The sequence below is a fragment of the Ilumatobacter coccineus YM16-304 genome (assembly GCF_000348785.1).
In the GTDB taxonomy this organism is placed as follows: domain Bacteria; phylum Actinomycetota; class Acidimicrobiia; order Acidimicrobiales; family Ilumatobacteraceae; genus Ilumatobacter_A; species Ilumatobacter_A coccineus.
Genome location: NC_020520.1, coordinates 3362777 through 3386836, shown reverse-complemented (window position 1 = coordinate 3386836; position 24060 = coordinate 3362777). Strand labels below are relative to the sequence as shown.

The 24060-nt window shown below is 63.9% G+C and carries 18 protein-coding genes; 9 read left to right on the top strand and 9 right to left on the bottom strand.

The window, feature by feature from the left end; all coding sequences use genetic code 11:
- Window positions 1-68: 68 nt before the first annotated feature.
- Window positions 69-1685 (bottom strand): hypothetical protein, encoded by a 1617-nt coding sequence (locus YM304_RS15200; protein WP_154723483.1) that lies wholly within the window; start codon window positions 1683-1685, stop codon window positions 69-71.
- A 271-nt stretch (window positions 1686-1956) separates the two neighbouring features.
- On the opposite strand from YM304_RS15200, the gene YM304_RS15195 reads away from it, so the two are divergent.
- Both YM304_RS15195 and YM304_RS15190 read left to right on the top strand, forming a co-directional pair.
- The gene (locus tag YM304_RS15195) at window positions 1957-2181 is read left to right on the top strand and encodes a hypothetical protein (protein WP_015442588.1); all 225 of its coding nucleotides are present in this window, start codon (window positions 1957-1959) and stop codon (window positions 2179-2181) included.
- Window positions 2182-2206: 25 nt separating this feature from the next.
- Window positions 2207-3004, top strand: a complete 798-nt coding sequence (locus YM304_RS15190; protein WP_041298349.1) for an alpha/beta hydrolase family protein — start codon at window positions 2207-2209, stop codon at window positions 3002-3004.
- Between the two features lie 39 nt (window positions 3005-3043).
- On the opposite strand, the gene galE is transcribed toward YM304_RS15190, so the two are convergent.
- Window positions 3044-4042 (bottom strand): UDP-glucose 4-epimerase GalE, encoded by a 999-nt coding sequence (gene galE / locus YM304_RS15185; RefSeq protein WP_015442586.1) that lies wholly within the window; start codon window positions 4040-4042, stop codon window positions 3044-3046.
- Window positions 4043-4203: 161 nt separating this feature from the next.
- Here galE and YM304_RS15180 point away from each other — a divergent pair, with 161 nt between their 5' ends.
- The 6 genes from YM304_RS15180 (at window position 4204) to YM304_RS15155 (ending at window position 12383) form a co-directional block, all read left to right on the top strand.
- Window positions 4204-4992 (top strand): FkbM family methyltransferase, encoded by a 789-nt coding sequence (locus YM304_RS15180; protein WP_015442585.1) that lies wholly within the window; start codon window positions 4204-4206, stop codon window positions 4990-4992.
- Between the two features lie 21 nt (window positions 4993-5013).
- Window positions 5014-6066, top strand: a complete 1053-nt coding sequence (gene gmd / locus YM304_RS15175) for a GDP-mannose 4,6-dehydratase (RefSeq protein WP_015442584.1) — start codon at window positions 5014-5016, stop codon at window positions 6064-6066.
- On the top strand, window positions 6063-7211 hold the full coding sequence (locus YM304_RS15170; RefSeq protein ID WP_015442583.1) for a hypothetical protein: 1149 nt from the start codon (window positions 6063-6065) through the stop codon (window positions 7209-7211). The genes gmd and YM304_RS15170 overlap by 4 nt, the downstream gene beginning before the upstream one ends.
- Window positions 7212-7317: 106 nt before the next feature.
- Entirely contained in the window at window positions 7318-9546 is a 2229-nt protein-coding gene (locus YM304_RS15165) for a glycosyltransferase family 2 protein (RefSeq protein ID WP_051071454.1), read from the top strand.
- A complete protein-coding gene (locus tag YM304_RS22765; RefSeq protein WP_015442581.1) occupies window positions 9543-10862 on the top strand; it encodes a class I SAM-dependent methyltransferase in 1320 nt (439 codons plus the stop codon). Before YM304_RS15165 ends, YM304_RS22765 begins: the two co-directional genes overlap by 4 nt.
- A 201-nt stretch (window positions 10863-11063) precedes the next feature.
- Window positions 11064-12383 (top strand): UDP-glucose dehydrogenase family protein, encoded by a 1320-nt coding sequence (locus YM304_RS15155; RefSeq protein ID WP_041298348.1) that lies wholly within the window; start codon window positions 11064-11066, stop codon window positions 12381-12383.
- 76 nt (window positions 12384-12459) lie between these two features.
- Here the strand turns inward: YM304_RS15155 and YM304_RS15150 are convergent, their stop codons facing one another.
- Genes YM304_RS15150 through aepX form a run of 6 tightly spaced genes read right to left on the bottom strand, consistent with a single transcriptional unit; the run spans window position 12460 to window position 20489 of the window.
- On the bottom strand, window positions 12460-13767 hold the full coding sequence (locus tag YM304_RS15150; protein WP_041298347.1) for a lamin tail domain-containing protein: 1308 nt from the start codon (window positions 13765-13767) through the stop codon (window positions 12460-12462).
- 51 nt (window positions 13768-13818) lie between these two features.
- Window positions 13819-14985 (bottom strand): phosphonoacetaldehyde reductase, encoded by a 1167-nt coding sequence (locus YM304_RS15145; RefSeq protein WP_015442578.1) that lies wholly within the window; start codon window positions 14983-14985, stop codon window positions 13819-13821.
- A 2-nt stretch (window positions 14986-14987) separates the two neighbouring features.
- On the bottom strand, window positions 14988-16109 hold the full coding sequence (gene aepY, locus YM304_RS15140) for a phosphonopyruvate decarboxylase (RefSeq protein WP_015442577.1): 1122 nt from the start codon (window positions 16107-16109) through the stop codon (window positions 14988-14990).
- A gap of 38 nt (window positions 16110-16147) precedes the next feature.
- On the bottom strand, window positions 16148-17677 hold the full coding sequence (locus tag YM304_RS15135) for a hypothetical protein (RefSeq protein WP_015442576.1): 1530 nt from the start codon (window positions 17675-17677) through the stop codon (window positions 16148-16150).
- The gene (locus YM304_RS15130) at window positions 17674-19182 is read right to left on the bottom strand and encodes a hypothetical protein (protein WP_015442575.1); all 1509 of its coding nucleotides are present in this window, start codon (window positions 19180-19182) and stop codon (window positions 17674-17676) included. Before YM304_RS15130 ends, YM304_RS15135 begins: the two co-directional genes overlap by 4 nt.
- Window positions 19179-20489, bottom strand: coding sequence for a phosphoenolpyruvate mutase (aepX, locus tag YM304_RS15125; RefSeq protein ID WP_015442574.1), 1311 nt, complete (start codon window positions 20487-20489; stop codon window positions 19179-19181). The genes YM304_RS15130 and aepX overlap by 4 nt, the downstream gene beginning before the upstream one ends.
- Window positions 20490-20591: 102 nt before the next feature.
- Here aepX and YM304_RS15120 point away from each other — a divergent pair, with 102 nt between their 5' ends.
- Window positions 20592-21287, top strand: coding sequence for a phosphocholine cytidylyltransferase family protein (locus YM304_RS15120; protein WP_015442573.1), 696 nt, complete (start codon window positions 20592-20594; stop codon window positions 21285-21287).
- A gap of 43 nt (window positions 21288-21330) precedes the next feature.
- On the opposite strand, the gene YM304_RS22760 is transcribed toward YM304_RS15120, so the two are convergent.
- Window positions 21331-23976, bottom strand: a complete 2646-nt coding sequence (locus tag YM304_RS22760) for a LicD family protein (protein ID WP_015442572.1) — start codon at window positions 23974-23976, stop codon at window positions 21331-21333.
- Window positions 23977-24060 lie beyond the last annotated feature (84 nt).

The following is a 24060-nucleotide window of genomic DNA, read 5'->3' as shown; positions in this document are numbered from 1 at the left end:
GCGGTCACCTCGACCAGGTCACCTCGACCAGGTCACCACGGCCAGGTCACCACGGTTCGAACCGTCGCTCAGGCGATGAGCGTCGACGGTCCGTCGGAGCGGTCGTCACGACGCCGATCGAGCAGCTCGAGGTAGCTGTCGGTGTCGAGATCCAGGAGTTCACCGATCGCGCCGGGGGCGTCGACGAGGCCCGATCGTCGCAGCGATCGTGTGAACGCATGGTCGCCGGCGAGGTCGTGTGAAGCGTTGACGTCGGCTGGTCGAAGCTGGTTCGGTTCGTAGATGGCGGACAGCTCGCTCTGGTAGCCAGGCAGGTACTTGTCGGCACCGACGAAGAAGTCGATACCCGTCACTGTGACGGCGGCGGGCCGGTAGGCCAACACGTCGAACAGAATGCGCTGCACGGCGAAGCGAGTGCCGATGAAGGTGTTCTGGTCTTCGGTGGGCATCACCCGGATCTGGCGGTGCCCCATGAACCATTCGGTCGGGCCGTTGAGCATCGAGGGACGCACGACCATCATGTCGTCGGGGTGGGCTGTGAGCGAGCGATCGAGCGCGGTTCGGTCGAGGCGTGCTGACGAGTCGGCGACATAGAAGACGATCGGCGTGCCGGTTGCCGTTCCAGCCGTCTCGCGCCGACGAGTGGTCACGATGACGTCTGCCTGCTCGTACTCCTCGTCGGTCGGTCGCCGAGTCTCTGTCGGGCCGACGACCAGCACGTTGCGGCCCGTGATCAGTTCGCCGAATCGGTGCTCGGGGCGTGGGGTGGCGGACTCGAGACAGGTGCGGAACGAGACGTGACGTTCGGGTCGGCCGAGCGAGAGTTCGAGGTCGGCGCGCAGCTTGCGACGAACGAGGCGCTCGTAGGCAGAGGCGCCGACGATCCATCGCTGCTGGAGGCGTTCGAGGGCTTCTTCTTCACCGTGCACGTAGCTGCTGGCGCGGATCCACTCGGCATGCCGGCGTACCGGATCGTGCCACGATGGTGTCGTCTCGGCGATCCGTTTCGCCAACGCCAGCTTGGTGGCGCGGGCGTCGCTGTGGCGTCCCTCGGCGGTGAGCTCGGCGAACCGGATGGCCGACCGGCCGTGGAGCGGGTCGCACGGGCCGGCGGCGATTCGTCGGGCCTCGTCGAATCGGCCGACTGCGACGAGCCTGGCGATGGCACGAGCCTTGTGCGCTTGGTCTCCGGGGTGGGAGGTGGCGTACCCCACGAGGCGCATGATCAGTTCGTCGTGTTCGTCGCTGGTGAGTGCGCCTCGCGCCTTCTCAACTCGTTCGAGGACGTCGATGTTGAGACGGTCGTCGTCGATGCGCAGCGCTTGCGCTCGGGCTTCGGCGGTTCGGCCGAGCGTGGCGAGGGCTCGTGCTCGTTGTGTGGCCGACCTGATCGTTCCGGAGACCAAGGCGTGTTCGATGGCGGCGGAACGAGCTGGCACCAGCCCCGGCTGGGTCCCGACGTACGGGACCTTCGTGACGCCGCGTCGTGCTCGTTCGAGTAGCAGGTCTGCGTGGAGCATTCGCGCCGGGGGCGAGCCCGCTGTGGCGGCGCGCTGGACGAGGTCGAGCGCCCAGTCGGGGCGGTCGACGCGATCCGCGATGCCCGCCAGCTTGACCAGCGCGGGTGGCGAGACGCGGCTCGGTGGCACTTCGGCCTCGGTTCGCTCGGGAAGGCGGCTCACCATGCGTGCGAGTGTTCTGCGCCCTGCCCCCAACACCTGGCGTGGGCTGACCGTTTCGTCGGACGCTGTCGATCGATCGAGGAGCGGAAGCGTGAGCACGGTCTGAGTGTGGTTGCCACGGTTGACGCTGACGGAAACTCGAGGTGAGCACCACGTGAATCTTTCGTGCCGACGCCGAGCACGTGCGCTCGCGGTTCGAATCGGTGCTGCGGCGTGAGTTTCTGGGGTTGCCATGGGTTCGATGGGGCCTCGTCCGGCTAGCTTTCATGGGGTGATGGATCACCACCCGAAGTTCGAGGGATTTCGCTTCATCGGCGACAAGCGCACGCAGTTGGTCTACGACCTCACCACGTGGGACGACGACGACGTGATCAACGAGATCGCCGACGAGGGTGTCGGCCTGGGATTCGGACCCGACACGCTCGACGAAGCTCGCAACCGTGGCTACACCCTCGCCACCGTCGGCAAGAAGCGCTTGAAGCGCAAGCCGCGCGCCTGACGCGACGAGACATCGCATGCCGGGGATGGACGAGACCTTCGTGTCGAGCGGCCTCAAACTGGCATGTCATCTCGGCAAGCCGCCCGGTGAAGTGAGCGCCGGTCCCGGCGTCATCCTGTGCCACGGGTTTCCGATCGCCTCACTCGACGCCGAGCGCTCCGGAGGCACGTTCCCGCAGCTGATGGACCGCGTGGCCAACTCGCTGGGTTGCGTCACGATGACGTTCAACTTCCGCGGCTGCGGACAGAGCGAGGGCGACTTCTCGCTGCAGGGATGGGTCGACGACCTCCGCCACGCCATCTCTCACCTGATCCGCACATCCGGCTGTGATGGCGTGATCCTCGTGGGGGCGAACACCGGCGGTTCGATCGCCATCTGCGTCGGCGCCGATGACCCGCGAGTGGTGGCGGTCGGCCTCCTCAGCCCGCGAGCCGACTTCGACGACTGGGCGGAGCACCCTCGACGATTCCTCGAACACGCTCGCGAGGTCGGTGCGATCCACGACCGCAAGTTCCCGCCGTCGGTCGACGAGTGGACCCGGGAGTTCCGCCGGTTCCGTCCGGTTGCCTCGGCTCGACGGTTCGCGCCGCGGCCGATGCTGGTGATGCATGGCGACGAGGACGACAGCGTTCCGGTCACCGAATCTCGCCAGTTGGTCAACGCTCACGGCGACGCCGAACTGAGCTTGCTGCAAGGCGCCGGCCACCGGCTCCGTCACGATCCTCGGGCCGTTGCAATCCTGATGGGCTGGCTCGACCGCATGCGCTCCGTCGAACGCCACCCCAGCGCCGATGCCGGGTCGCGCAACACCGCCGACGACTGACCTCGCCCGAGGTGGTCGGGTGGCGTCGTCGCCGTCGGATCAGGTGGTCGCGTTGAACTGCTTGAGGTGCCAGGCGTAGGCGGTTTCGGCGATCTCGGTGAGTCCGTACCGGGCTTTCCATCCGAGTTGCTGCTCGGCGTACGACGGGTCGGCCACCGTGGCCACCGGGTCGCCGGCGCGGCGAGGGGCGACGTCGTACGGCACCGCCTTGCCGGCGGCCGCAGCGGTGGCTTCGAGTACGTCGAGGACCGACGAGCCGACGCCGGTGCCGACGTTGACGGCGATCGTGTCGCCTCCGCCTGCCAGGTAATCGAGTGCTTTGACGTGGGCGGCTGCGAGGTCTTCGACGTGGATGTAGTCACGGATGCAGGTGCCGTCGGGCGTGTCGTAGTCGTCGCCGAACACTTGGAGGCGTTTGCCATCGACCAGCACGGCGTTCATCACGTGGGGGAGCAGGTTCTGTGAGTACGCCGGATCCTCACCGATCTGGCAATCGAAGCTGGCCCCGGCAGCGTTGAAGTAGCGCAGACACACCGAGCGGAGCTCGCTGGTCTTGCCGTACCAGGCGAGGATGCGTTCGATCATGGCTTTGGTCTCGGCGTACACCGACTCCGGGTCGATCGGCGATGCCTCGGTGACCGGGTTTTCCGGGGGAGTGCCGTAGACCGAGGCCGACGACGAGAACACCACGTTGTGGACGCCGGCGGCTTCGCACGTGTCGATCAGGTCGATGGAACCGGCAACGTTGTTCCGGAAGTACATACCAGGTCGTTCCATCGACTCGCCGACCGCCTTGTACGCGGCGAAGTGCACGAGCTGTGTGACACCGTGCTCGCGGCAAGCCTCGGTGACGAGATCCCGATCGGTGATTTCACCGACGACGAGCGGGGTGCCGGCAACGCGTTCGGCTCGGCCGTTCTCGAGTGAGTCGATGACGACCACCTTGCGGCTCGCATCGTGCAGGGCGCGGACTGTGTGGGAGCCGATGTAGCCCGCACCGCCGGTGACAAGGACGGTGCCGTCGAGTGCAGACCTCATGGCGATCAGGGTAGTGGTGGGTCGGGCATCGTGGGGTACAGGGTAGGGAGCAGCGACCTCGCAGCGCTCGTGCGGAGTCATCTGGGCGCGAATCGGCAGCGGCTATGCTTGGCGACTCATCGCCTCCCCACTCTGGGCCACCGAGTAGAAAGTACTGTCTGATGCCGCTTCCTCCGGCCCCACTCGATCACGACGCGCTCTATGACGCCGTCGCCACCGCCGCCTCCACGTTGGTTTCGTACATCCCCGACCCCGGCGACGACGAACTCGCCGAGGAGCGGGGTGTCTTCGGTACCAACGAGCGCGAACTGACGCACATCAGGTCGTTCATCCCGCCGGGTCGGCTCGCGCTCGACATCGGTGCCGGAAGCGGTCTGTACACCTATCGAATCGTGTCGAAGGCGGGCCGCTGCATCGGTTTCGAGCCGAGGTCGAACGCTGCGCGGGTCACCACACAGCGAATGGAGCCGTGGAGTCGGAGCCTCACGGTGCTCAATTGTGCGATCAGCGAATCCGATGGGACAGCGACGCTCCGCGTGCCGACCAAGTACATCGGCTGGGCCACCATGGACGAGCGCAACTCTCTGGAGTCGCTCGACGATCGGGAGTGCGAGACGCTCGAGGTGGCCACACTCGTGGTCGATCGGATGCGGTTGCACGATGTCGGGTTCGTGAAGATCGACGTCGAGGGGCATGAAGGCCCAGTCTTGGCATCCATGGTGGACACGATTCGACGTTGCCGGCCACGGTTCTTGATCGAAGCCACGAACATCACTGGTGGCACCACCGTTGCGGAGATCTTCGACTTCTTCGAATCGATGCAGTATCGGGGGCTAAGGAGCGTCGACGGGCAGTTCGTGCCGACCGACTTGGAGGAGTACCTCGAGTCCCGTGCGGTGAATGCGGCGTTCGTTCCAGCCGAGTCAAAACAACCGTTGGTCCTGGACTGACGCCACGATTGAGGAATCACATTGGCACATCAAGGAAAAACCGCCTTCGTCACCGGTGTGACCGGCCAGGACGGGGCGTATCTCGCCGAATTGCTGCTCGGACACGGCTACCGAGTACTCGGTCTCAGGCGCGGCAACTCAGCGCACGACTTGGCGCGACTCGAATGGGTCGGTGTTCTCGACGACGTCGAGTTGGTGAGCGGCGATCTCGGCGACGAGAACTGTCTCGCCCGACTCATTCGTGACCACCAGCCCGACGAGGTGTACAACCTCGCTGCTCAGAGCTTTGTGGGTTCGTCCTGGGACTCCCCGTTTGCGACCTCTGACACGAATGCGATGGGAACGTTGCGCCTCCTCGACGCGGTCAGGAGCTATTCGCCTCACTCGAAGTTCTACCAGGCGTCCACCTCCGAGCTCTTCGGCGAGGTGCGTGAGACTCCGCAGAACGAAATGACGCCGCTCAATCCGAGGTCGCCGTACGGAGTTTCGAAGGCGTTCGGTCACTACATGACTCGGAACTACCGAGAGTCGTTCGGCCTGCACGCATCATCGGGAATCTTGTTCAACCATGAGAGTCCGCTCCGGGGATTGAGCTTCGTCACACGAAAGATCAGCGCAGGACTCGCACAGTACAAGGCAGGCGTCGGCGGCCCAGTCTCACTCGGCAACCTCGACGCGCAGCGCGACTGGGGATATGCCAAGGAATATGTGGAAGGCATGTGGCTGATGCTTCAGCAGCCTGAAGCAGACGACTATGTGCTCGGCACCGGACGGTTGGCGTCGGTGCGGGACTTCTGTTCGGCGACAGCGCAGGCCCTCGAAATCGACGTCGACTGGTCAGGCGAGGGCATCGCTGAAGAAGGTCGTGATCGGTCCAACGGGGAGGTCGTGTTCAAGGTGGATCCCCGGTTCTTCCGGCCTGCCGAGGTGGAGCTCCTGCTCGCAGATCCGAGCAAGGCCGAACAGCAGCTCGGTTGGAAAGCGCAGACTGACTATCGAGAACTCGCTGTCCTCATGGCGGAGGCCGACATCGCTGCAGCCGGGCGAGCGGGAACGCGGGTCGATTCGAGGTGAGTGAACGGCAGCTCGAGGATGAGTGCGCAGAACTCATCCGCCAGCTCGGAATCAAGAACATTCTGATCTGGGGATACCGCAACCGGCACACGTATCACTTCATTCATCAGGGCTTCTTCCGGGCGTTCCAGTGGTTGAGCAATGCAACGGGAGTGAACGTCGAGTGGCGCGATGACACCGAAGATTTCACCCCAGTGGGTCCGTCGACGCTCATCCTGACCATGATGAACCAGCCTCGGATCGACGAGAAGGTCGAGTTGGCATCGGATTCGCTGCTGTGGATACACAAGTCCGGCGAGCCGGTCGAACACTATTCCAGGTTCATGGACGCACACGGTCGAGGCCAGGTCCTCTTCTACGACGAGTTCCGGCGTCACCGTGATTACGACGCCAACGATGTGTACCCAGTCCTGAAACCCGTTCTCGCTCGGGTCGACCCTCCGGTCCCGGTCATTTACGATCCGAATTCCCAACTCCACTGGTACGTGCCGTCGATCGGTCAGGCGACCCTCACTTGGGGAACCGATCTGCTCCCGCACGAGGTGCTCGCTCGCCGAGACGAACTGACCGATTTGATGCGGCTGCGGGCCTCGGCGAGGAAGGTCTGCTGGGTCGGAAGCGTCTGGAAGCCGAACTACGAGCGTATGGCCGCTGTCGTCGAGGAGTGTGAGACCAGGGGGATGCACTTCGTGCAGTACGGAAACTTTGTGATCCCCGAATTCTCCGAGGCGCTGAAAGAACGTGGCCTCGATCCGTCGAGAGTGATCAACAAGCGCTATGTCCCACTTGAGGAGAACGTCGATCTGGTGGGTGCAGCGGTGCTCGCTCCTGCGATCCAGGGTGACAATCAGCTCTCGACGGACGGCAGTCCGAGTTACGTGCCCTGCCGGCTCTACAAGAACATCAGCTACGGCCAGCTCGGTGTCTCGAACAACCCGACATCCGAGCTCCTCTTCGGCGATCTGGTGGTTCACGGGTCCGAGATGGGCGAGTTGATCGAGGCCTCGTCGGAGGCGCTCGGTGCCGACGACCTCGAGGATCGAATCGTCGAGAGCATGGAGGTGGTTGCCCTGGAGCACACGTACATCTCTCGAATCCACTTCCTGCTCGAAGCCTCCCTGGCCCGACGGGAATACTGCGCGTGAGGCCGGGCAGCCAGCCAGGACACAGGGAGGGGCCCCAGAAGCCAGCGGCTGGAGCCATGAAGCTTCCGGCGTCGTGCCGGTCACCGATCCAGTATCGTTCCGGTCGATGAAGCCGACAGGAGGCAGCGGCGTCGTCGAGACCCAGATCGTGCTCGACGGCACCGATCCGAAGCTCACCGACCCATACATTCATGGTCTCTCCGATCACTGGCGATCGAAGTCGGAGATCATCGTCACGAGAGTCAACCGTGCCGAGGCGCACGCGGCGGCACTGTCGATTGCAGCAGCGTGTTCCGGCCAGCTCGTCATCGAGAAGCGGCGCCGTGAAGGACACCGCATCGCCAGAATCACCCCTGCTCCGAGGGTGAAGTTGCCAAAACCGATCGCTCGACCAGATCGTCCGGCCAACGTTCCTCCCGAACTGAAGATCGAGCCTCCAACCGCAGTCGGGAACGACTACCGGGATCGAATCCGTCATGCTCGAAGTGGGCCGATGCCATCCGAGCCGATCTCGGTCGTGATCCCCGTGTACAACCGGCGAGTCATGCTCGGCCGCACGCTGGCGTGTCTCTTGCATCAGACCTACCCGCTCGACCTGATCGAGGTGGTCGTGGCGGACGATGGCAGTTCCGACCGGCCCGACGAGGTGCTGGACACCTTCAGCAACCGCTTCGGCGCGGTGAAGTACGTCCGCCAGGATGACGATGGCTATCGGCTCGCAGAGGTCCGCAATCTGGGCGTGAGGAGCGCTACGCACGACAACGTGATCATTCTCGACTGCGACATGGCGCCGGTCCCGCGACTGGTCGAACTGTTTGCGCGTCATCTCGTCACGTTCCCCAACGCGCTCTACTGCGGCCATCGGCGCTACGTCGACGCGAACGCGGTGACCGTGGATTCCGCCCGACGGTCGATCAATCCGATGCTGGCGTTGCACGACATCGAGACGGCGAACACCCAGGCCGGTCGGGACGAGGCCAGTCGCACCACCGATTGGCGGTTGCCGATCTACGCCGCCACGGGTGACGTCCGGTTCGAGAAGTACCCCTTCCGAGTGGTCTGCGGAGGCAACATCGCCTTCACCAAGGGCCTCTTCGACGTCGCTGGCGGGTTCGACGAAGACTTCACGGACTGGGGCGCCGAGGACGCAGAGTGGGGCTTCCGAGTCTGGAATCGTGGCTTCTACATCGTGCCGGTGGTGGACGCATGCGGCCTTCATCAAGAACCGCCTGGTGGTCGCAACGAGACAGACCGCGAGGCCGGACGCACGAACACGACACCGGTGCTGGTCGATCGCTGTCCGGTCCTGTATCGGAAATCAGGTAACGCTGGAGGTCATACCGTTCCGCTCGTGTCGATCTATGTCCCGGCCTACAACGCTGAGGACACGATTGTCACCGCAGTGCAGAGCGCACTGGATCAGACAGTCCGGGACCTCGAGGTCTGCGTCGTCAACGACGGGTCGACCGACCGCACCCTGGAGGTGTTGCACGACCACTTCTCGGGTGTCCCGCAGGTGCGTATCGGCGATCAGCCGAACGGTGGCATCGGTTCGGCGTCCAACCATGCCGTACGCATGTGCCGAGGTGCTTTCATCGGCCAACTCGACGCAGATGACGAACTGCGACCAGATGCCGTGGAGCTGATGCTTGCACCGATGCTCCGGGACACGCGGATCGGAGTGTCGTACGGCTCGCACGTGAAGATCGATGGTGACGGCAAGACCATCGGCAAAGGCTGGGTGGCTCCGAAGTACTGCCGCTTCAGGCTCATGCACAGCATGATCGTGCACCACTTCAGATTGTTCCGCGCACGAGACTGGTACCGCACCGATGGCTTTGCCGAGGACATCCGCAACGCGGTCGACTACGACATGTTCCTGAAAATGGCGGAAGTGACCGAGATGATCCATGTCGACGAGCGTGTCTACAGATATCGGATTCACGATCAGAGCACGTCTCGGAAGCACCGAGCCACCCAATACCGGAATCATGCGGTCGTCGTCGCTCGTGCGCTCGAGCGCCGAGGCCTCGCGAACGACTGGCAACTGGAGTCGCTCGACGCTGCCGATCCGCGCAAGTACCGATTCGTGCGAACGCCCGATCCTCAGCGAACTCGGCTTCCGACAGGACGCGTCAGAGTCTCGGGTGACGGACCAGACCTCGTCGACCGCGTCTCGGCTCTCTATCCAAACTGGACGGTGGAGAACACCGAGGACCCATCGCACATCGACATGCTCAGTCCCGAACTGTCGAAGGGGCGGGCACGCACATGCGCTGATCTAGTCAGATCATCGCTTCCCGATACGCAAGTAGTAGTGGAGACAACGACATGAACGGAATCCTTGCACGCCTGAAGCGAGTGATCGGACGCGTTGCGACGTGGTACGTGTCGCCCACTGGGCTGATCTCTGCAGCGGCCCTCATCGCATCGCTGATCCTCTCCGCCACTGGGCTCGAAGGTGCCGCCATCTGGGTGCTCATTGCGTGGCTTGGAGTTCTCCTGCCGTACAAGCTGGGTCGCGAGCGGGCCGATCGAGCACAGCAGTTCGCTGCGCTCTCGAAGCGCATGGGGAGCGTCAACCGAGGTGTAAAGAAGGTGAGAGCAGAAACGGCGTCTGTGCGCACGGAGCTCTCGGTCATACCGACGCTGGAAGAACTCACCGACTGGCAGGAGGCGGTCGAGCGTCGGGCAGCGTCCGCCGAGTCGAAGGTGATGGCCTTCGATCAGCTCAGAGCCTCGGTACGCCTTCAGCGAGAGGCGACGCGGACGCTGCACGACGAGCACGCATTCCTACGCGATGGCCTCAAGACCGAGATCGAAACCCTGCAGTCGGGATTTGCGGAGTTGAAGGCGTCTTTGATGTCCGATGCCGCAGCGTTGCGTGCGGAGTCGAACTCGCTCACGCGAAACTCCGAGGCCGGTATCGCGTCGATCAGGGAAGAAACGAGCCGCCAGATCACCCAGCGGACTCAGCAGATCGAACGAAAGTCGACCGCTGACCTGGCCGCGCTCGTTGCTCTCTACACCCTGCTCGGTGCCAGGTCGTCACTTCCGTCGTTTGCTTCGTGGGCGCTCTCCCCCGCCGCCGCGCTGGCGGTCGCGGAAGTGGTGGTCGAGACCGAGGCGCGACTGGTGGTCGAGGCCGGAAGTGGTTCATCGACCGTCGTGGTGGCTCTGGCGCTCGCCAAACAGGGAAGCGGCCGCGTGGTCGCACTGGAGCATGATGCTGCGTTTGCCGAGAAGACCAGGCGCGATCTCAGGCGGCATGGCGTCGGGGACTACGCCGAGGTCGTTCTCGCACCCCTGGTCGAGTACGTGCTGCACGGTGACTCGTATCGATGGTACGACCTCGCCGCGATCGACATCGATGGTCCGATCGATGTCCTTTTGGTGGACGGGCCTCCGGGAGCGACGGGTCCCCTCGCTCGGTATCCCGCCGTTCCGCTCATGGCGGAGCACCTTTCCCACGATGCGGTCGTCCTCCTCGACGACGTTCAGCGCGACGAGGAGCAGGAGATCGCCCGCCGTTGGGGCGAGCAGTTCGAACTCGGGTTCGAAATGGGTCTCGCCGATGGCGACCTTGCCCGGGGACGTTTCCAGCGACCCCTGCGCTCAACTCCCGAGAGAGCGACCGAGGAGCACACATAACGCTCGTCGCAATCGGTCGTCGGCGACCGCGAGAGGTGAGTGCTCGCTTCTCGGCGGCCGTTCGAGCGACCGATTCGCGCTGCGGCAGATCATGGTGCAAGCGGCGTCAGCGCTGAAGGGCTTCGGGTACGCTTCGGCGGCGTGAAACCCGAGTCCAGAGCATCAGCGACAGCGAGGAGCTCTCGAAGTTACGAAACTCCGATGCCAGAAACCGAGATTCGTTTGGGGGTTGTGGGGACTGGTTATGTCGGTCTCACGACGGGTGCGTGTTTTGCGCACATGGGTCATCGTGTGGTGTGTGGTGACATCGATCAGCGCAAGGTCGATCTGTTGAACGACGGTCACATTCCGATCGTGGAGGATGGGCTGGAGCAGATCGTGAACGATGCTCGTGGTGTTGGTCGGTTGGAGTTCGTGTTGGGGTCGCGGGCGGCCGCCACCGATGCCGACATCGTGTTTTTGTGTGTGCCGACGCCTCAGGGTGATGATGGGAGTGCGGATTTGTCGTACATCCAGCAGGCGGCGCGTGAGATCGCTCCGATTTTGAAGCCGGGTGCGGTGGTGGTGAACAAGTCGACGGTTCCGGTGGGGTCGACGGTTGCGGTGGAGCGTGAGTTGCAGCGTGATGATGTGTTCGTGGTGTCGAATCCGGAGTTCTTGCGTGAGGGCACTGCGGTTCGTGATTTCTTGCAGCCTGATCGTGTGGTGATTGGTTCGGCGGATCGTGGTGCGGCGGAGAAGGTTGCTGAGTTGTATGACTCGATCGACACGCCGATCATCATCACCGATCCGGCGTCGGCGGAGACGATCAAGTACGCGGCGAACGGGTTCTTGGCGATGAAGATCTCGTTCGTGAACGCGGTTGCGGCGATGTGTGAAGCGGTTGGTGCTGATGTTGCTGCGGTGGTCGACGGGATTGGTTCCGATACTCGTATCGGTGGTCAGTTCTTGAAGCCGGGCCCGGGTTGGGGTGGTTCGTGTTTCCCGAAGGATTCGCGTGCGTTGGTGAAGATCGCCGAGGAGCACGGCTACAACTTCTCGATGATGAAGGGTGTCATCGACGTGAACACCGAGCAGCGTGGTCGGATGATCGACAAGGTCGCGAAAGCGGTTGGTCGTCATCATTCGAATCTGTCGGGTGTGACGGTCGGTGCGATGGGCTTGACGTTCAAGGCCGGCACCGACGATCTGCGTGAGTCGCCGGCGATGGCGATCATTGCGGATCTGCGCCGCGCTGGTGCTCGTGTGCGGGCGTTCGATCCGACGACGTGTGGTGAGTTGTCGCCGCATCAGGAATCGACGCTCGACGGCATCGAGTTGACCAAGGAGTTGATCGATGTTGCTGATGGTGCTGATGTGATCTGTGTGTTCACCGAGTGGCCCGAGTTCGCGAAGGTCGATCTCGATCAGGTCGCGGCGCGTGCCGGGGCAGGTACGACCGTGGTCGACATGCGCAACCTGTTCGACCCGTTCGCCGTCAAGTCCGCCGGTCTCGGCTACGACGGCGTCGGCCGCAACTGACCACGGACAGCAGCGCGCACGTTGCGAACGGGCGGGAGGCGCTCCGCCGAACGCCTCCGGTGCTGATCGAACCGACTCATTCGCAGATGGTGCCGAGCCGTTCGGCTCCGACCGTCGCGGCGGCTCCACCACGCACCCCGCTGACCGACCCGTCGACCGGGTCGCTCGGGGGAGCGGGCGGTCCTGGCGTCACGGTGCACGACACGAACGGCACCGGCCAGACCAGCTTCTCGAGCACCAGTCCGTCCTTGCGTTTCAGGGTGACCGTCTCGCCGGCATTTGTCAGAATCGGCGCAGTCTTGTTCATGTAGAGCGTCTGGCCGCTGTTCGTGCCGCGTCCGACGTAGATGCGCAGCACGCTGTTCGCCCCGATCGAGTGATGAGGCTCGAAGTGGTATGCATACGGAAAGGTCTCGATGTAGGTGCCGTACAGCTTGATTCGACGATCACCGTTGTTGATCAGATCGATCCACTCGCCGTTGATGTTCGTGTTGTCATCGCCCGCAGCGTCGGCGTTCATGCCGAGCGTCAGGTCGGTGTACCGGTTGACGCAGTCGAGTCGGCACCGGTAGGCGAAACTGTCGCGAATGTCGCCGTCGGGGTCGAAGAGATAGACAGATTCGCCGAGATCGTTGTCGAAGATCGGGTGGTCCATGTTCCAGTACTTGTGGACCGCGTTGTCGGTCCCTCGGCCGATGTGGAGGCGAACGTAGGCGCCAGGCTGGACCGTCGTCCCTCGAGCGAAGTCGTAGAAGCGTGTCGATGAATCACGCACACGCCATCCGGCCAGATCGAGCGGCTCGTTCGACGGGTTGTAGACGTCGATCCACTCGCCGTTGACGTTCTTCGAGTCGTCTTCCTCGGCGTCCCACCGAACGTGGAGGTTGACGCCGGAGTCTTGAGCAGGCCCACTGCCGCAGGCGTCGTCATCCCACACGCCGATGCCCTTCGACTTCGCTTCGGCAGCGAGATCGAGGTACTTGGCGTTGCGGGCGTTCTCGGTCGGGTGGGGGTAGGGGGTGACGAGGCCCAGTTCGAGCATCTCGGCTCCGATGTCGTCGCCGTCGAGGTCGACGAATCGTGCCGGTCGTCCGAAGTTCAACGTGACGCTCGGGTCCTTCGCCGTGAGTTCGACGTCTCGGCCCTCGATGCGCTCCTTGAGCCACACCTTCGCGGCCTCGGCGTGGCATTCGCCGGTCTCGGTCGAGTTGATCCCCAGCATTCGGACTCGTTGGACCTCGCCGAACACTTCGGCGTCGAAGGTGTCACCGTCGGCGATCTTCACGACCTCCGTCGTCGTCGTGGCAGCGTCGATCGAATTCATCGGGCCGAACAACGAGACGGCTGCACCGAGCGCGGCGAAGATGCCGAGGGGTCGCTTCATGGCAACAGTCATTTGACCACGCCGACGGCTGCGATGGTGGTCGCGCCAGGGTCAGTGGTGAGCGCGAACCGCGCGCTGCAAGATGTCGACGAGGCCATCGGTGTCGTACACCACCGGGTTGTTCCCGAGGCGCTGAACGTTGACCGATGCGGCCATGTCGGCGAGGTCGGCGTCATCGACATCGCCGACCATCGAGAGGTTGAACGGCAACCCGAGGTCATCGAGGAGTTCGATGAACGCAGCGCGAGCTCCGGCTCCATCGGGGGCGCCGAGCAGCGCAGTGATCCGTTGCAACGATTCGCCATGGTCTTGCATCGACACGGAATCTTGAAGTCTTGAGCCGTCAACCGTCACGTGGTCCTCGATGAAGTGACCCAGCGTGAGCGCCGCAGCGTTTCCGTGGTCGACCCCGTACCGCTTGGTGATGGCGTACGACAGCGCATGTGCAGCGGTCGTCTTCGAGATGTCGATCGCTCGTCCCGCGAGGTGGCTGCCGAGCTGCATGGCTGCCGCGTGAGCGTCATCACCGGCGACGAACGGGCGGATCGACGGGAGGAGGAGCTCCATCGCGAAGTCGGCGTAGCGACGGCTGCGACGGGTGGCGCCCGAGGCCCATCGACTCTCGATCGCCTGACAGACGGCGTCCATGCCCGACGTGGCCCGCTGGTGAGCGCTACCGCTCGTGGTGAACGTCGGATCGAGAGCGACGGTGTCTGCTCGCAGCACGGGGCCGGCAACGGAGTACTTCGCGTCGCCGATGTAGACAACGGCGAAGTGCGTCGCTTCGCTCCCGGAACCGCTGGTGGTCGGAGCGAGGCCCAATCCGACTGTCCGCTCACCGAGCGGGCTTCCGGCGTCGATGCGCTCGAGGAGCGCATCGTGAGCGAGATTCGACGGATATGCGCACAGCAGCTTCGCCATGTCCATGACGCTGCCGCCGCCGACACCGAGGATGTAGTCGGGCTGGAACTCCTCGACGATCTCGAGCCCGGTGAGCAGTTCGACCGAATCGGTGTTGGGGGAGACGTCACTCCACCGGCGGACGTCGGCGTGCTCGGCCAGCCGAGCGACCTGAGACTCGGCGCCCGACTCGGTGAACGAACGGCGCCCGGTGACGAGCAGGACACGTACGGTCCCCGCGTCGATCAACTCGTCGGCGAGCCGGGCCAACGCGTGCTCGCCGGAGTGATGGCGGCTCGGGGGCGGGACGTCTGCCACGCTCAGGCCCCCATGAAGCGATCGCGTGACTCGCGAGGCGTGCGAGTCGGCCGCCCGAGATCCGGACGGCTGCCAGGACGGACGAGTAGTTCGACCAGCGAGGGTCCACCGGCGGCGCTCATGGTCGAAGCGATGGCCGGAAGGTCGGCGAGCGACGACGCAGTCTGCGCAGAGCGGTAGTTCATCGCCAGGGCGACCGCCGGGATGTCGACGACGTTGATCGACGTCGGCTGGCCGCCGACGCTGTCGTGCACTCCGTTGTTGAACAGCGCATGGCGCAGGTTCGGCGTGCCGTGGTCGCCGATGGTCGCCATCGTTCCCGTGTGCATCAACATGGCACCGTCGCCATCGAAGCACCACACCTCCCGGTCGGGTTCGGCAGCCGCCACCCCGAGAGCGATGGCACTGGCGTGGCCCATGCCTCCGACGGTCAGGAAGTCGGACGCTCCGTCGGCACCGCTCTTCTCGCGCAACTCGAAGAGTTCGCGGCTGAGCATGCCGGTGGTCGACACGATGAGTGCATCGTCGGCAACGACGTCGAGCAGCGCAGCAACGGCCTCCTCGCGAGAGGGGAGGTCGGGCGTGGCGTCGTTGCCCTTCGTGCCGCTGTAGAGCTCGAACGTGTCCTTCTCGACGAGGAGCACATACGGCGACTGTTCGGCGATCGCCGTCTCGTGGGCGGTGGTGAACGCAGCAAGAGCCCCGGCCTCGTCGTGGGGAACCACCGCATAGGGAAGCTCCATCGCATCGAGCATGGCTGTCATGACCCGACCCTGCGTGACGTGCTGCGGTTCGTCCTTCACACCCGGCTGTCCGCGCCAGCCCACCATGAGGATCATCGGAATGCCGTAGACGGCGCGATCAGCCAGCGACAGCAGCGGGTTGACCGTGTTGCCGATACCCGAGTTCTGGAGGTACACCAACGCCGGATTTTTCGTGCGCATGTAGTGACCGAGAGCAACAGCCACCGAGGCGCCCTCGTTCGAGGTGATGATGTGGCTGCTTCGCGGCAACTCGGCCATCACGTACTGACCGAACGGCTTCAGCAGGCTGTCGGGCACGCCGACGAACAGTGAAGTTCCGAGACCCCTGAGGTGCTCGACGACGTTGCGCGGGTTGATCATGTTCGTTCTCCGTGGTGGTGGTGTTTTCGTCGGTCGTCTCAGCGCGCTGAGATGTTCGGCTCGTCGATGACGTCGCCACTTCTGGCGACGATACGCCCGTCGACGATGCCGAGCGCGACCGTCGACTCGTCGAAGAAGGCCACGTCGCATCCAGCGGCGAGCAGTGCGCCGACATCGGTCGACGACAACATGGTGTCGAGATGACGAGCAAGCACGATCGCCTGTGGCCCGTCGGCAAGGAGCGCATCGACGTCGAGTCGCTGATTGCTCGCGACCGGGGCGCCCGACGCGGAGGTGACCCGGTCGATCGCACCAGCAACCGTCAGCCGGTCGTTCATGTCGGACCCGATCACGGCGAGTCGCACATCGGGGGTCAGGCTCAGGGCCGACTCGATGACACGACGCTGGCGAGGACCATACGAGTCGAACTCGTCGACGACGATGATCGGGCGTGGTGCCCACGCAGGCTCGTCGATCGGTGCGACGGTGGGCGCGACCCCGACCGGCAGACGATCGGTCACGTCGAGATCGAACGAGCGGGCCAGGGCGTTGGCCGCCGCCGCGCTGTAGTAACGCCAACCACGGCGCAGCGCACGTGCGAGCCGCTTCGACAGGTACGATATCGCCTCGGGTCCTCGTCCGTAGGCGACGCACGGCTCGTTGTACGACAGGTCGTAGAAGATCGCCGGGTCGCGCCAGTTGCCGTAGTTCTCGTCGAGGTGCTTCTCGTAGGTGGCGGGGATGAGGAAGCGCTCGCCCAAGAACGGGTACTCCATCAGCTCGAAGGGCGTGAAGTACCAATTGTGGATGCTTCGGAAACCCTTCGACAGGAAGTAGCCGCGTTCGCGGGTGGTCAGGAAGAAGTCGATCTGCACGCCGGTCGGACTGGCGACGCCGACCTTGAACTCGAAGTCCTGCGTCAACTCGAACTCGGTGCCCTCGAAGAGTGTTTTCACCTCGTCGAGCGTGATCTCGTCGGCGAAGATCCCGACGTCGATGTCGTAGTCACTCGCGATGAAGCCGCCTTCGCGAACACACCCGAGCAGCGTTCCTCGATCGAGGAAGAAGCGCTTTCCCGCAGCGTCGAAGATCCGCTTGCAGCCGAGCAGCGCGTCGCGCGCATCGTGGTAGTTGAAGTGTTTTTCGCGGCTCTGGAAGGTGCCGGTCCGCTCGTTGAGCGTGTGCTGCATCCCGGCGTGTACGAACTCGACGACGGCGGCATCGTCGCAGCCGAGACCAGCGAGCCGGAAAAGCATCGCGTTCATGGTCTCGAGATCATCGAACGAGTCAGCTGACGGGATCGCTCGCTTGATCAACGCAGCGAGCGCGTCACGCTGCTCGTCGGATTCGAGGAGCGCAACGATGTCGACCTCGGCATAGGTCGGAAGGGGAGCGCGGTCGAGAAGCTGCTCGAAGAACCGTACGTACGCTTCGACGCTCTCGACTCCATGTCTCGACTCGACGCTCGACACGTGCGACGAGAGCGGCTCCGGCACGTCGAGTTGCGCGAGCCGAGCGGCGGGGGAGCGCAGCGATCGGGTGACGACGGTGATCGGGTTCGTGCTCATCGTTTCACCGGCATCTCGATGGAGGCGTGCACCGTGGTCGTCGCGACTGCGAATCCTGGGATCGGTTCGGCGAGATCGTCGGGCGTCTCGATGAGTGTGGCGTGATCGACGGACGCGAGTGAATTGGCGAGTGCGAGTCGCTCGTTCGCGTCACCGTCGAGCCGATGCCCGACGACACCCGCAACGACGAATACACCATCGCTCGTCTGCTCGTCGAGCCACGTGATGAACTGGGCGTCGACGGCGTCGAACGCTGCGACGACGAGATGAATAGGACGTCCATCGACTTCTCGCTCGGTGAGTGGCGTGGCGAGCACTTTCCTCGGCACACCTCGCGGAACGAAGTTGGAGTACTCGATGCCGAACCGGTCGCGCATGATCGCCGACCACTCGTCCGCGTAGTGCCGACGGCCGGTCGCGAACGTGTCGCGCATCTTCGAGTACACGTATAGGAGTCCGTCGAGCGATCGGTCGATCGTCGTGTTCGGGGCATCGAGCACCGCGTCGTAGAAGAACGGCGCCGTCCGCCACTGACCGAACCGCTCGTCGAGATATCGGTCGGTGTCGCTCGGGCCCGGAAACGTCCCGATGCCGAAGTCGTGTGCTGCCACCTCGAACGGCGTGTACCAGCGGGTGTAGCGGCCGTCACCGTGCGACAACCTGCCACCGTCGACCCGGCAGCACACCACCGTGGCGAGCGCATCGGTCGGTGTGTGCCGGACCACGACGTGGTCGCCGCGACGGCTGACGAGGGTGAACGCCGACGGAAGGCCGGCGACGAGGCCATCGACTCCGCCGAAGGTGGAGAACTCGATGTTGCCGAAGCGAGCGCGCTCCACGTCGGGGTGGGCGGCGGCGAGCAACGACGCTCCCGACAGGAAGCACGATGGTGGGCCTTCCTGAGCGAACAGATCGGCGGCGACGGCGCGCAGCGTCGCGTCGCTGAACAGTTGATTCTCTGCCTCTGTCTGCTCGCGTCGCTCGACCGCGCTGGTCACCAGCGCCTCGAGCAGGGGCCGCAGTGCCGGTGACTCGCTCGGCACGCGCTGATTGGTCAGCAACCATTCGAAGACCTGCGAGAAGCCGTCGTTGACGAATCCTCGGCGGATCTCGGGCTCGAAGAAGGCGACGAGATCGGCAGCGTCGTCGTGTCGAACTTGCTCCACGTCGTAGCCACCGAGTTCGAGCGCATCCCACATCAGCTGGTCGGGGATGTCGGGTTGGAACTTGTTGAGCAACGGCGTCATCGCCGACTTGTTCCCGGAGGCGACAGCGGCCAACAGGCGGTAGGTCGCGATCGACGAGCGGACGCCCAGCGTCTCGGTCAGCTGCGCCGCCCGGGCCAGCAGCGCCTCCGACGCCCCGGCCGCACGGGCCCGGGCTTCGAGACGCGGCAACAGCACTCCCGCCGCGACTCGAGGCCGGACGACGGCGTCGAACGTGAGCTCCGCGACGCGCCGGCCGGGCCGCTCGTTCTCGCGAACGAACGCACCCAGCTTGGTCACGAGTGGTTTTCCGGAATGATGGTGAGTACCTCGTTGATGCTGGAGAGGTACGGGTCGGCCTCGAGCGCGCGGCTGTTCTCGAGCACGGTGGTCGCCACCTTGTTCATCTGCGGGTACGCCGAACGGAGCATGTGGTTCGCGTAGATCACGACGTTGACGCCGCGATCGGCGAGCTCTTGCTCGGTCACCTGGTGGTAACTCGTCGGCACGGCCACGATCGGCACCGACTTGGAGAACTTCGCTGCATGGTCGCAGAACTCGAAGATCTCGTCGGGGCTCTTCTGGCGGCTGTGGATCATGATCGCGTCGGCGCCGGCGTCGATGTAGGCCTCGGCCCGCTCGACGGCGTCAGCCATCCCGGCTTCGAGGATCAACGATTCGATGCGGGCGATCACCATGAAGTCTTCGGTGATCTGCGCCAGCTTGCCGATGCGCAACCGCTCCGAGAAGTCGGCGATGCTCGACTGCGTCTGGGCGACGTCGTTGCCGAAGAGCGAGTTGCGCTTGAGGCCCTCTTTGTCTTCGATGATGACGGCAGACACACCGAGTCGCTCGAGCGAGCGGACGGTGAACGAGAAGTGCTCGGGCTTGCCACCGGTGTCGCCATCGAAGATGAGCGGCTTGGTGGTGACTTCGAAGATCTCGTTGATCGTCTGGAGGCGCGACGAGATGTCGACCGCCTCGATGTCGGGCTTGCCGCGCGAGGTCGAGTCGGTGAGCGACGACGACCACATGCCGTCGAACTCGACGGTGCGCCCATCTCGCTCCGCCTTGGTGTTCTCGACGACGAGCCCGGAGAGCCCGGAGTGGGCTTCCATGATGCGTACGATGTCTTTGCTGTCGATCAACCGGCGCAGTCGGGAGAGTCGAACGCTCGGGGTGGTGCCGATCTGCTTGACCGACGCGTTGAGCTGCGTCGACGAGATGCCCTCGGTGTAGGGGACCTCGACGAGCTTGCCGCCCCACTGGGCGAGTGCGTCGATGACACGCTGGCGCGTCGCCCGCTGCACGCCGGTCTGCCAGTCGTCGCCGTGCACGACGATGTCGGGACGCAAGCTCTCGAGGTTCGGCACGTAGTCGAGGGTTTCCTGCGGGACGACCCGATCGACGGTCTTGAGGTTCTCGACCACGACGCGCCGTTGGTCGTAGGTCATGTGGGGGAGCCGCTTGTACGACGCGACCGCCGAATCCGTCAACAGCCCGACGGTCACGCTGCCGTGCTGAGCAGCCTGTTCGAGCACGTTGATGTGACCGGGGTGGATGAGGTCTGCGCTCATTCCGACGTATACGGTGGGGCGTTCTGGCATTGCAATCCTTTGTTGGAAATCGACCCTGGAAGGCTAGCGGTCCTGGGGGCGTTCGTCGTCCGAGCCGAAGCCGACTCGCACTCGGCGTGTGGTTACCCTGTCGTGGTGCATGTCGTGATCTTGGCCGCAGGAATGGGTTCCCGTCTCGGGCGTCCCGAACCGAAGCCGCTGACACGACTCGCTTCCGGGCGATCGATTCTCGAACAGCAGCTCGCTGTCCTCGGTGGACACTCGACGGTGTGGCGGCCGACGATCGTCGTCGGATTCAAGAAAGACCTCATCATGGAGGCGTTTCCCGAAGCGTCGTACGTCTACAACCAGCGCTTCGATCAGACGAACACGAGCAAGAGTCTCTTGCGTGGTCTCGAAGCGACCGGCGACGACCCGGTGCTGTGGATGAACGGAGACGTCGTCTTCGACGAGACCCTCATGGCGTTGCTCGACCCACACCTCGACGCAGAGACGACCTTCGTCGCCGTGAACCGAGCGGAGGTGGGCGACGAGGAGGTGAAGTACCGCACGAACGACGACGGCCACATCACCGAATTGTCGAAGACCGTCGTCGACGGCCTGGGCGAGGCGGTCGGGGTGAACTTCGTGAGTGCCTCGGACAAACACGCGCTCATCGAGAGCCTGCGGGAGTGCGACCCGAACGACTACTTCGAACGGGGTGTCGAGATGATGATTCACCAGATGGGACGCAGTGTTCTCGCCGCCGATGTGTCGGAGGCGTTCTGCATCGAGGTCGACTTCGAGAGCGATCTCGAGACGGCGAATCAGATCATCAGAGCCCGCTGAGGCACGAGACGCGGTCAGCGGGTGGGTCAGCTCGCTGGATCGACTACGCCCACTTGTCGCAGATCATGTAGTGAGAAGCGTTCTGCCGCTCATCCTCGGGCGGGAGCTCCATGTAGTCGCCGTAGATCGTGGTGAGGATGCGCTCGGACTTCTGAGGACACGGACGCGGCTTGCCTTCGAACTGCACCATCGACGGTTCGCCGTACCAGTCCTCGGCGAAGGTCTGCTTGAGGTGGCTGTACGAACTCGACCAGTTGACGAGGTACGTGGCTTCCGGGTCGTCGTTGCTCAGTGTCGCAAGCGACCGGATCCAGTCCTGGAACACGGTCATCGGGATGAACTCGAGTCCTGCCGGCATCGCTGCGGTCTTCTTCTTGCCCGGGTAGCCCGCCTTGACGAGCATGGCATTGCGGAGCACGCGAATCTGCTTGGCGACAGCGTCCTGCTCGGGGCTGTGCGCGTGGGCGACGCGATCGAGCGGGAAGATGTCCATTCTCGGCCCGGAGAACTGGTGCTCCACGGTCGGGGGGAACGTGTTCCGGAACCCGTTGTGCGCACGGGCGACCACCTTGGAGAACGGCAGGTGATAGTTCGGGTCGGTCACGTGGTTCCACATGCCATACCCGGTCGGCCACGCATCGGATGGCAGTGCGAGCAGTCGCTCGTAGTCATCACGTGGCATCGACACGTCGATGTCGTCGTCCCACGGGATGTAGCCCTGATGCCGCACCGCTCCGAGCAAGGTGCCTTCGGCGAGGTAGAAGCGGAAGCCATGCTCCTTGCACACGTGTTCGAAGGCCTCGAGCACCTTGAGTTGCTCGGCTTGGAGGTCCGGAATCCGGTGCGCAGGCATCTGGTAGTGGGTGACGTAGCGACCGAGCGGCTCGAGGGGAGTGGCGGCCGGCGAATCCCAGTACACCCACGACGGGTCGGGAGTTCTCCACGACGGGCCGTACTTCTCGGTCAGCAATCGTTCGTAGTCCTTCGGGACCGGCACCTCGTGGCCCTGCACCTCGAGCATCTCGGTGCCGACGATCTGGCTGTAGTTCATCTCCGTCGCGAATCGGGCACGCAACGGCAGGCCCGCGTCCGGGAGGTAGTGGAACAACCAGCAGCGTGACTTGCCGTCGACGTTCTCGTAGAAGTTGATGTCGAACTTGACGCTCTTCTGTCCGTACTCGTCGAGGCTGTGGAACGAATACTCGACCACGCGCTCCTCGAACAGATACGTCCGATAGTGAACGAATCCTGCATCGAGTAGTGCTGCGTACACATCGAGCTTCTCGTCGTCGTCGGCGAATGCTCCGATGTCGAGATCGAGATCGTGCCGCATGAAGCCGCCATCGCGGACGAAGCCGAGCAGCGTTCCGAAGTCGGCGAAGTAGGAGACGCCGGCCTTCTGGAACGAGGCGTCGAGGCGATCGAGCACCTCGAAACCGTGCTTCTGCAGCCCCTTTCGCTTCTTGACGAGCTTCGCTTCCTCTTTGCCCGCCGCGACCTTTCGTTGCTTTCTCGTTGCGGGCGACGCAAACAGCTTGGTGGCCTTGCGTTGCGTCTTGCGCGCCTTGAGGAGCAAACGGCGAAACGACGACAGACCGACCTGCGGCACGAAGATCAGGACGAACATCAATGGGAGGCTCTTGCGTGCCCGCCACCAGACCGGGACACCTGCACCCGCCGACTTGTACTTGTAGCGGGCCTTCCAGCCCGGAAACTCGGTGTCGAGGTACTGGAAGGCTCGCCGAACGAAGGCCCACGAGAGGCGCTTCTCGGCCCATGTCAGTTTCGGCTGCTGGTAGCCCTTGTCGGTGTTCTCCAAGAAGAGTTGGTAGCGGCCGATGATGTGGGTGCGCACCAACTGTTCGAGCACGTGATCGATCCTCGGATGACCGATCTTCTTGTCTCGATAGAAGTCGAGAATGCTGTCGCACGACTTGAAGATGTCGAAGATCTTCGGTGACAGCGTCGTGGTGATCGCTCCCGATCGGTTGAAGCGGTAGTGGTAGAAGTTGTCTTGCAGACAGCTCACCCGGTTGGCCGCGTACATGATGTTGTAGATCAGGGCCGAATCCTCGAACCATTGCCCGATCGGGAACTCGAATCCCCACTCGTCGAAGAGTCGGCGATGGAAGAGCTTCGTGCAGGCGTACGAATGGCTCGAGAACAAGATGTGCGGATTCTGCGTGACGCTGTTGCCGAAGTTGGAGATCGACCCGCGGAGGTCGATGTTGCGTGCGGCGTCTTCGACCTCGACGTCGTCTTGGTACATGTGCAGCCGAGCACCGCACACCACCGCTTCCGAGTCGGTTTCGATGGCCCGCTCGTACATGGCTTCGAACATCTCGGCGTCGACCCAGTCATCGCTGTCGACGAAGCCGATGTACTCACCGCGAGCACGGCCAATTCCGAAGTTGCGGGCGTCGCTGAGCCCGCCATTCGGCTTGGTGAACGAGCGAATGCGGTCGGGGTGCGCGCTCGCATACTCGGCGAGTATGCGACTCGAGTCGTCGGTCGAACCGTCGTCGACAGCGATGATCTCCAGGCTGTCGAGCGTCTGGCCGAGCAGGGAGTCGAGGCAGTCGGCCAGGTACTCCTGAACGTTGTAGACGGGAACGATCACGCTCACGTGCGGGCGCGAGCGATCGTGATCGGATCGGGGTGCGTCTTCGCTCAGTCGCGATTGTTCCATGGGTATCGAGGAGCTTCCTTGGTGGGTCTCTTGAGTGCAGCGTGCGCCACGCGTGTCCGACGTCAGCGTGCCGAGCGCCTGTCG

Bases quoted from the DNA above. Each gene is read 5' to 3' on its own strand.
- YM304_RS15180 (WP_015442585.1), top strand. From the start codon at position 4,204: ATGCCGCTTCCTCCGGCCCCACTCGATCACGACGCGCTCTATGACGCC.
- YM304_RS15165 (WP_051071454.1), top strand. From the start codon at position 7,318: ATGAAGCCGACAGGAGGCAGCGGCGTCGTCGAGACCCAGATCGTGCTC.
- YM304_RS15200 (WP_154723483.1), bottom strand. From the start codon at position 1,685: ATGGTGAGCCGCCTTCCCGAGCGAACCGAGGCCGAAGTGCCACCGAGC.
- YM304_RS22765 (WP_015442581.1), top strand. From the start codon at position 9,543: ATGAACGGAATCCTTGCACGCCTGAAGCGAGTGATCGGACGCGTTGCG.
- YM304_RS15190 (WP_041298349.1), top strand. From the start codon at position 2,207: ATGGACGAGACCTTCGTGTCGAGCGGCCTCAAACTGGCATGTCATCTC.
- aepX (WP_015442574.1), bottom strand. From the start codon at position 20,489: ATGCCAGAACGCCCCACCGTATACGTCGGAATGAGCGCAGACCTCATC.
- aepY (WP_015442577.1), bottom strand. From the start codon at position 16,109: ATGATCAACCCGCGCAACGTCGTCGAGCACCTCAGGGGTCTCGGAACT.
- YM304_RS22760 (WP_015442572.1), bottom strand. From the start codon at position 23,976: ATGGAACAATCGCGACTGAGCGAAGACGCACCCCGATCCGATCACGAT.
- galE (WP_015442586.1), bottom strand. From the start codon at position 4,042: ATGAGGTCTGCACTCGACGGCACCGTCCTTGTCACCGGCGGTGCGGGC.
- YM304_RS15155 (WP_041298348.1), top strand. From the start codon at position 11,064: ATGCCAGAAACCGAGATTCGTTTGGGGGTTGTGGGGACTGGTTATGTC.
- YM304_RS15195 (WP_015442588.1), top strand. From the start codon at position 1,957: ATGGATCACCACCCGAAGTTCGAGGGATTTCGCTTCATCGGCGACAAG.
- YM304_RS15150 (WP_041298347.1), bottom strand. From the start codon at position 13,767: ATGAAGCGACCCCTCGGCATCTTCGCCGCGCTCGGTGCAGCCGTCTCG.
- YM304_RS15135 (WP_015442576.1), bottom strand. From the start codon at position 17,677: ATGAGCACGAACCCGATCACCGTCGTCACCCGATCGCTGCGCTCCCCC.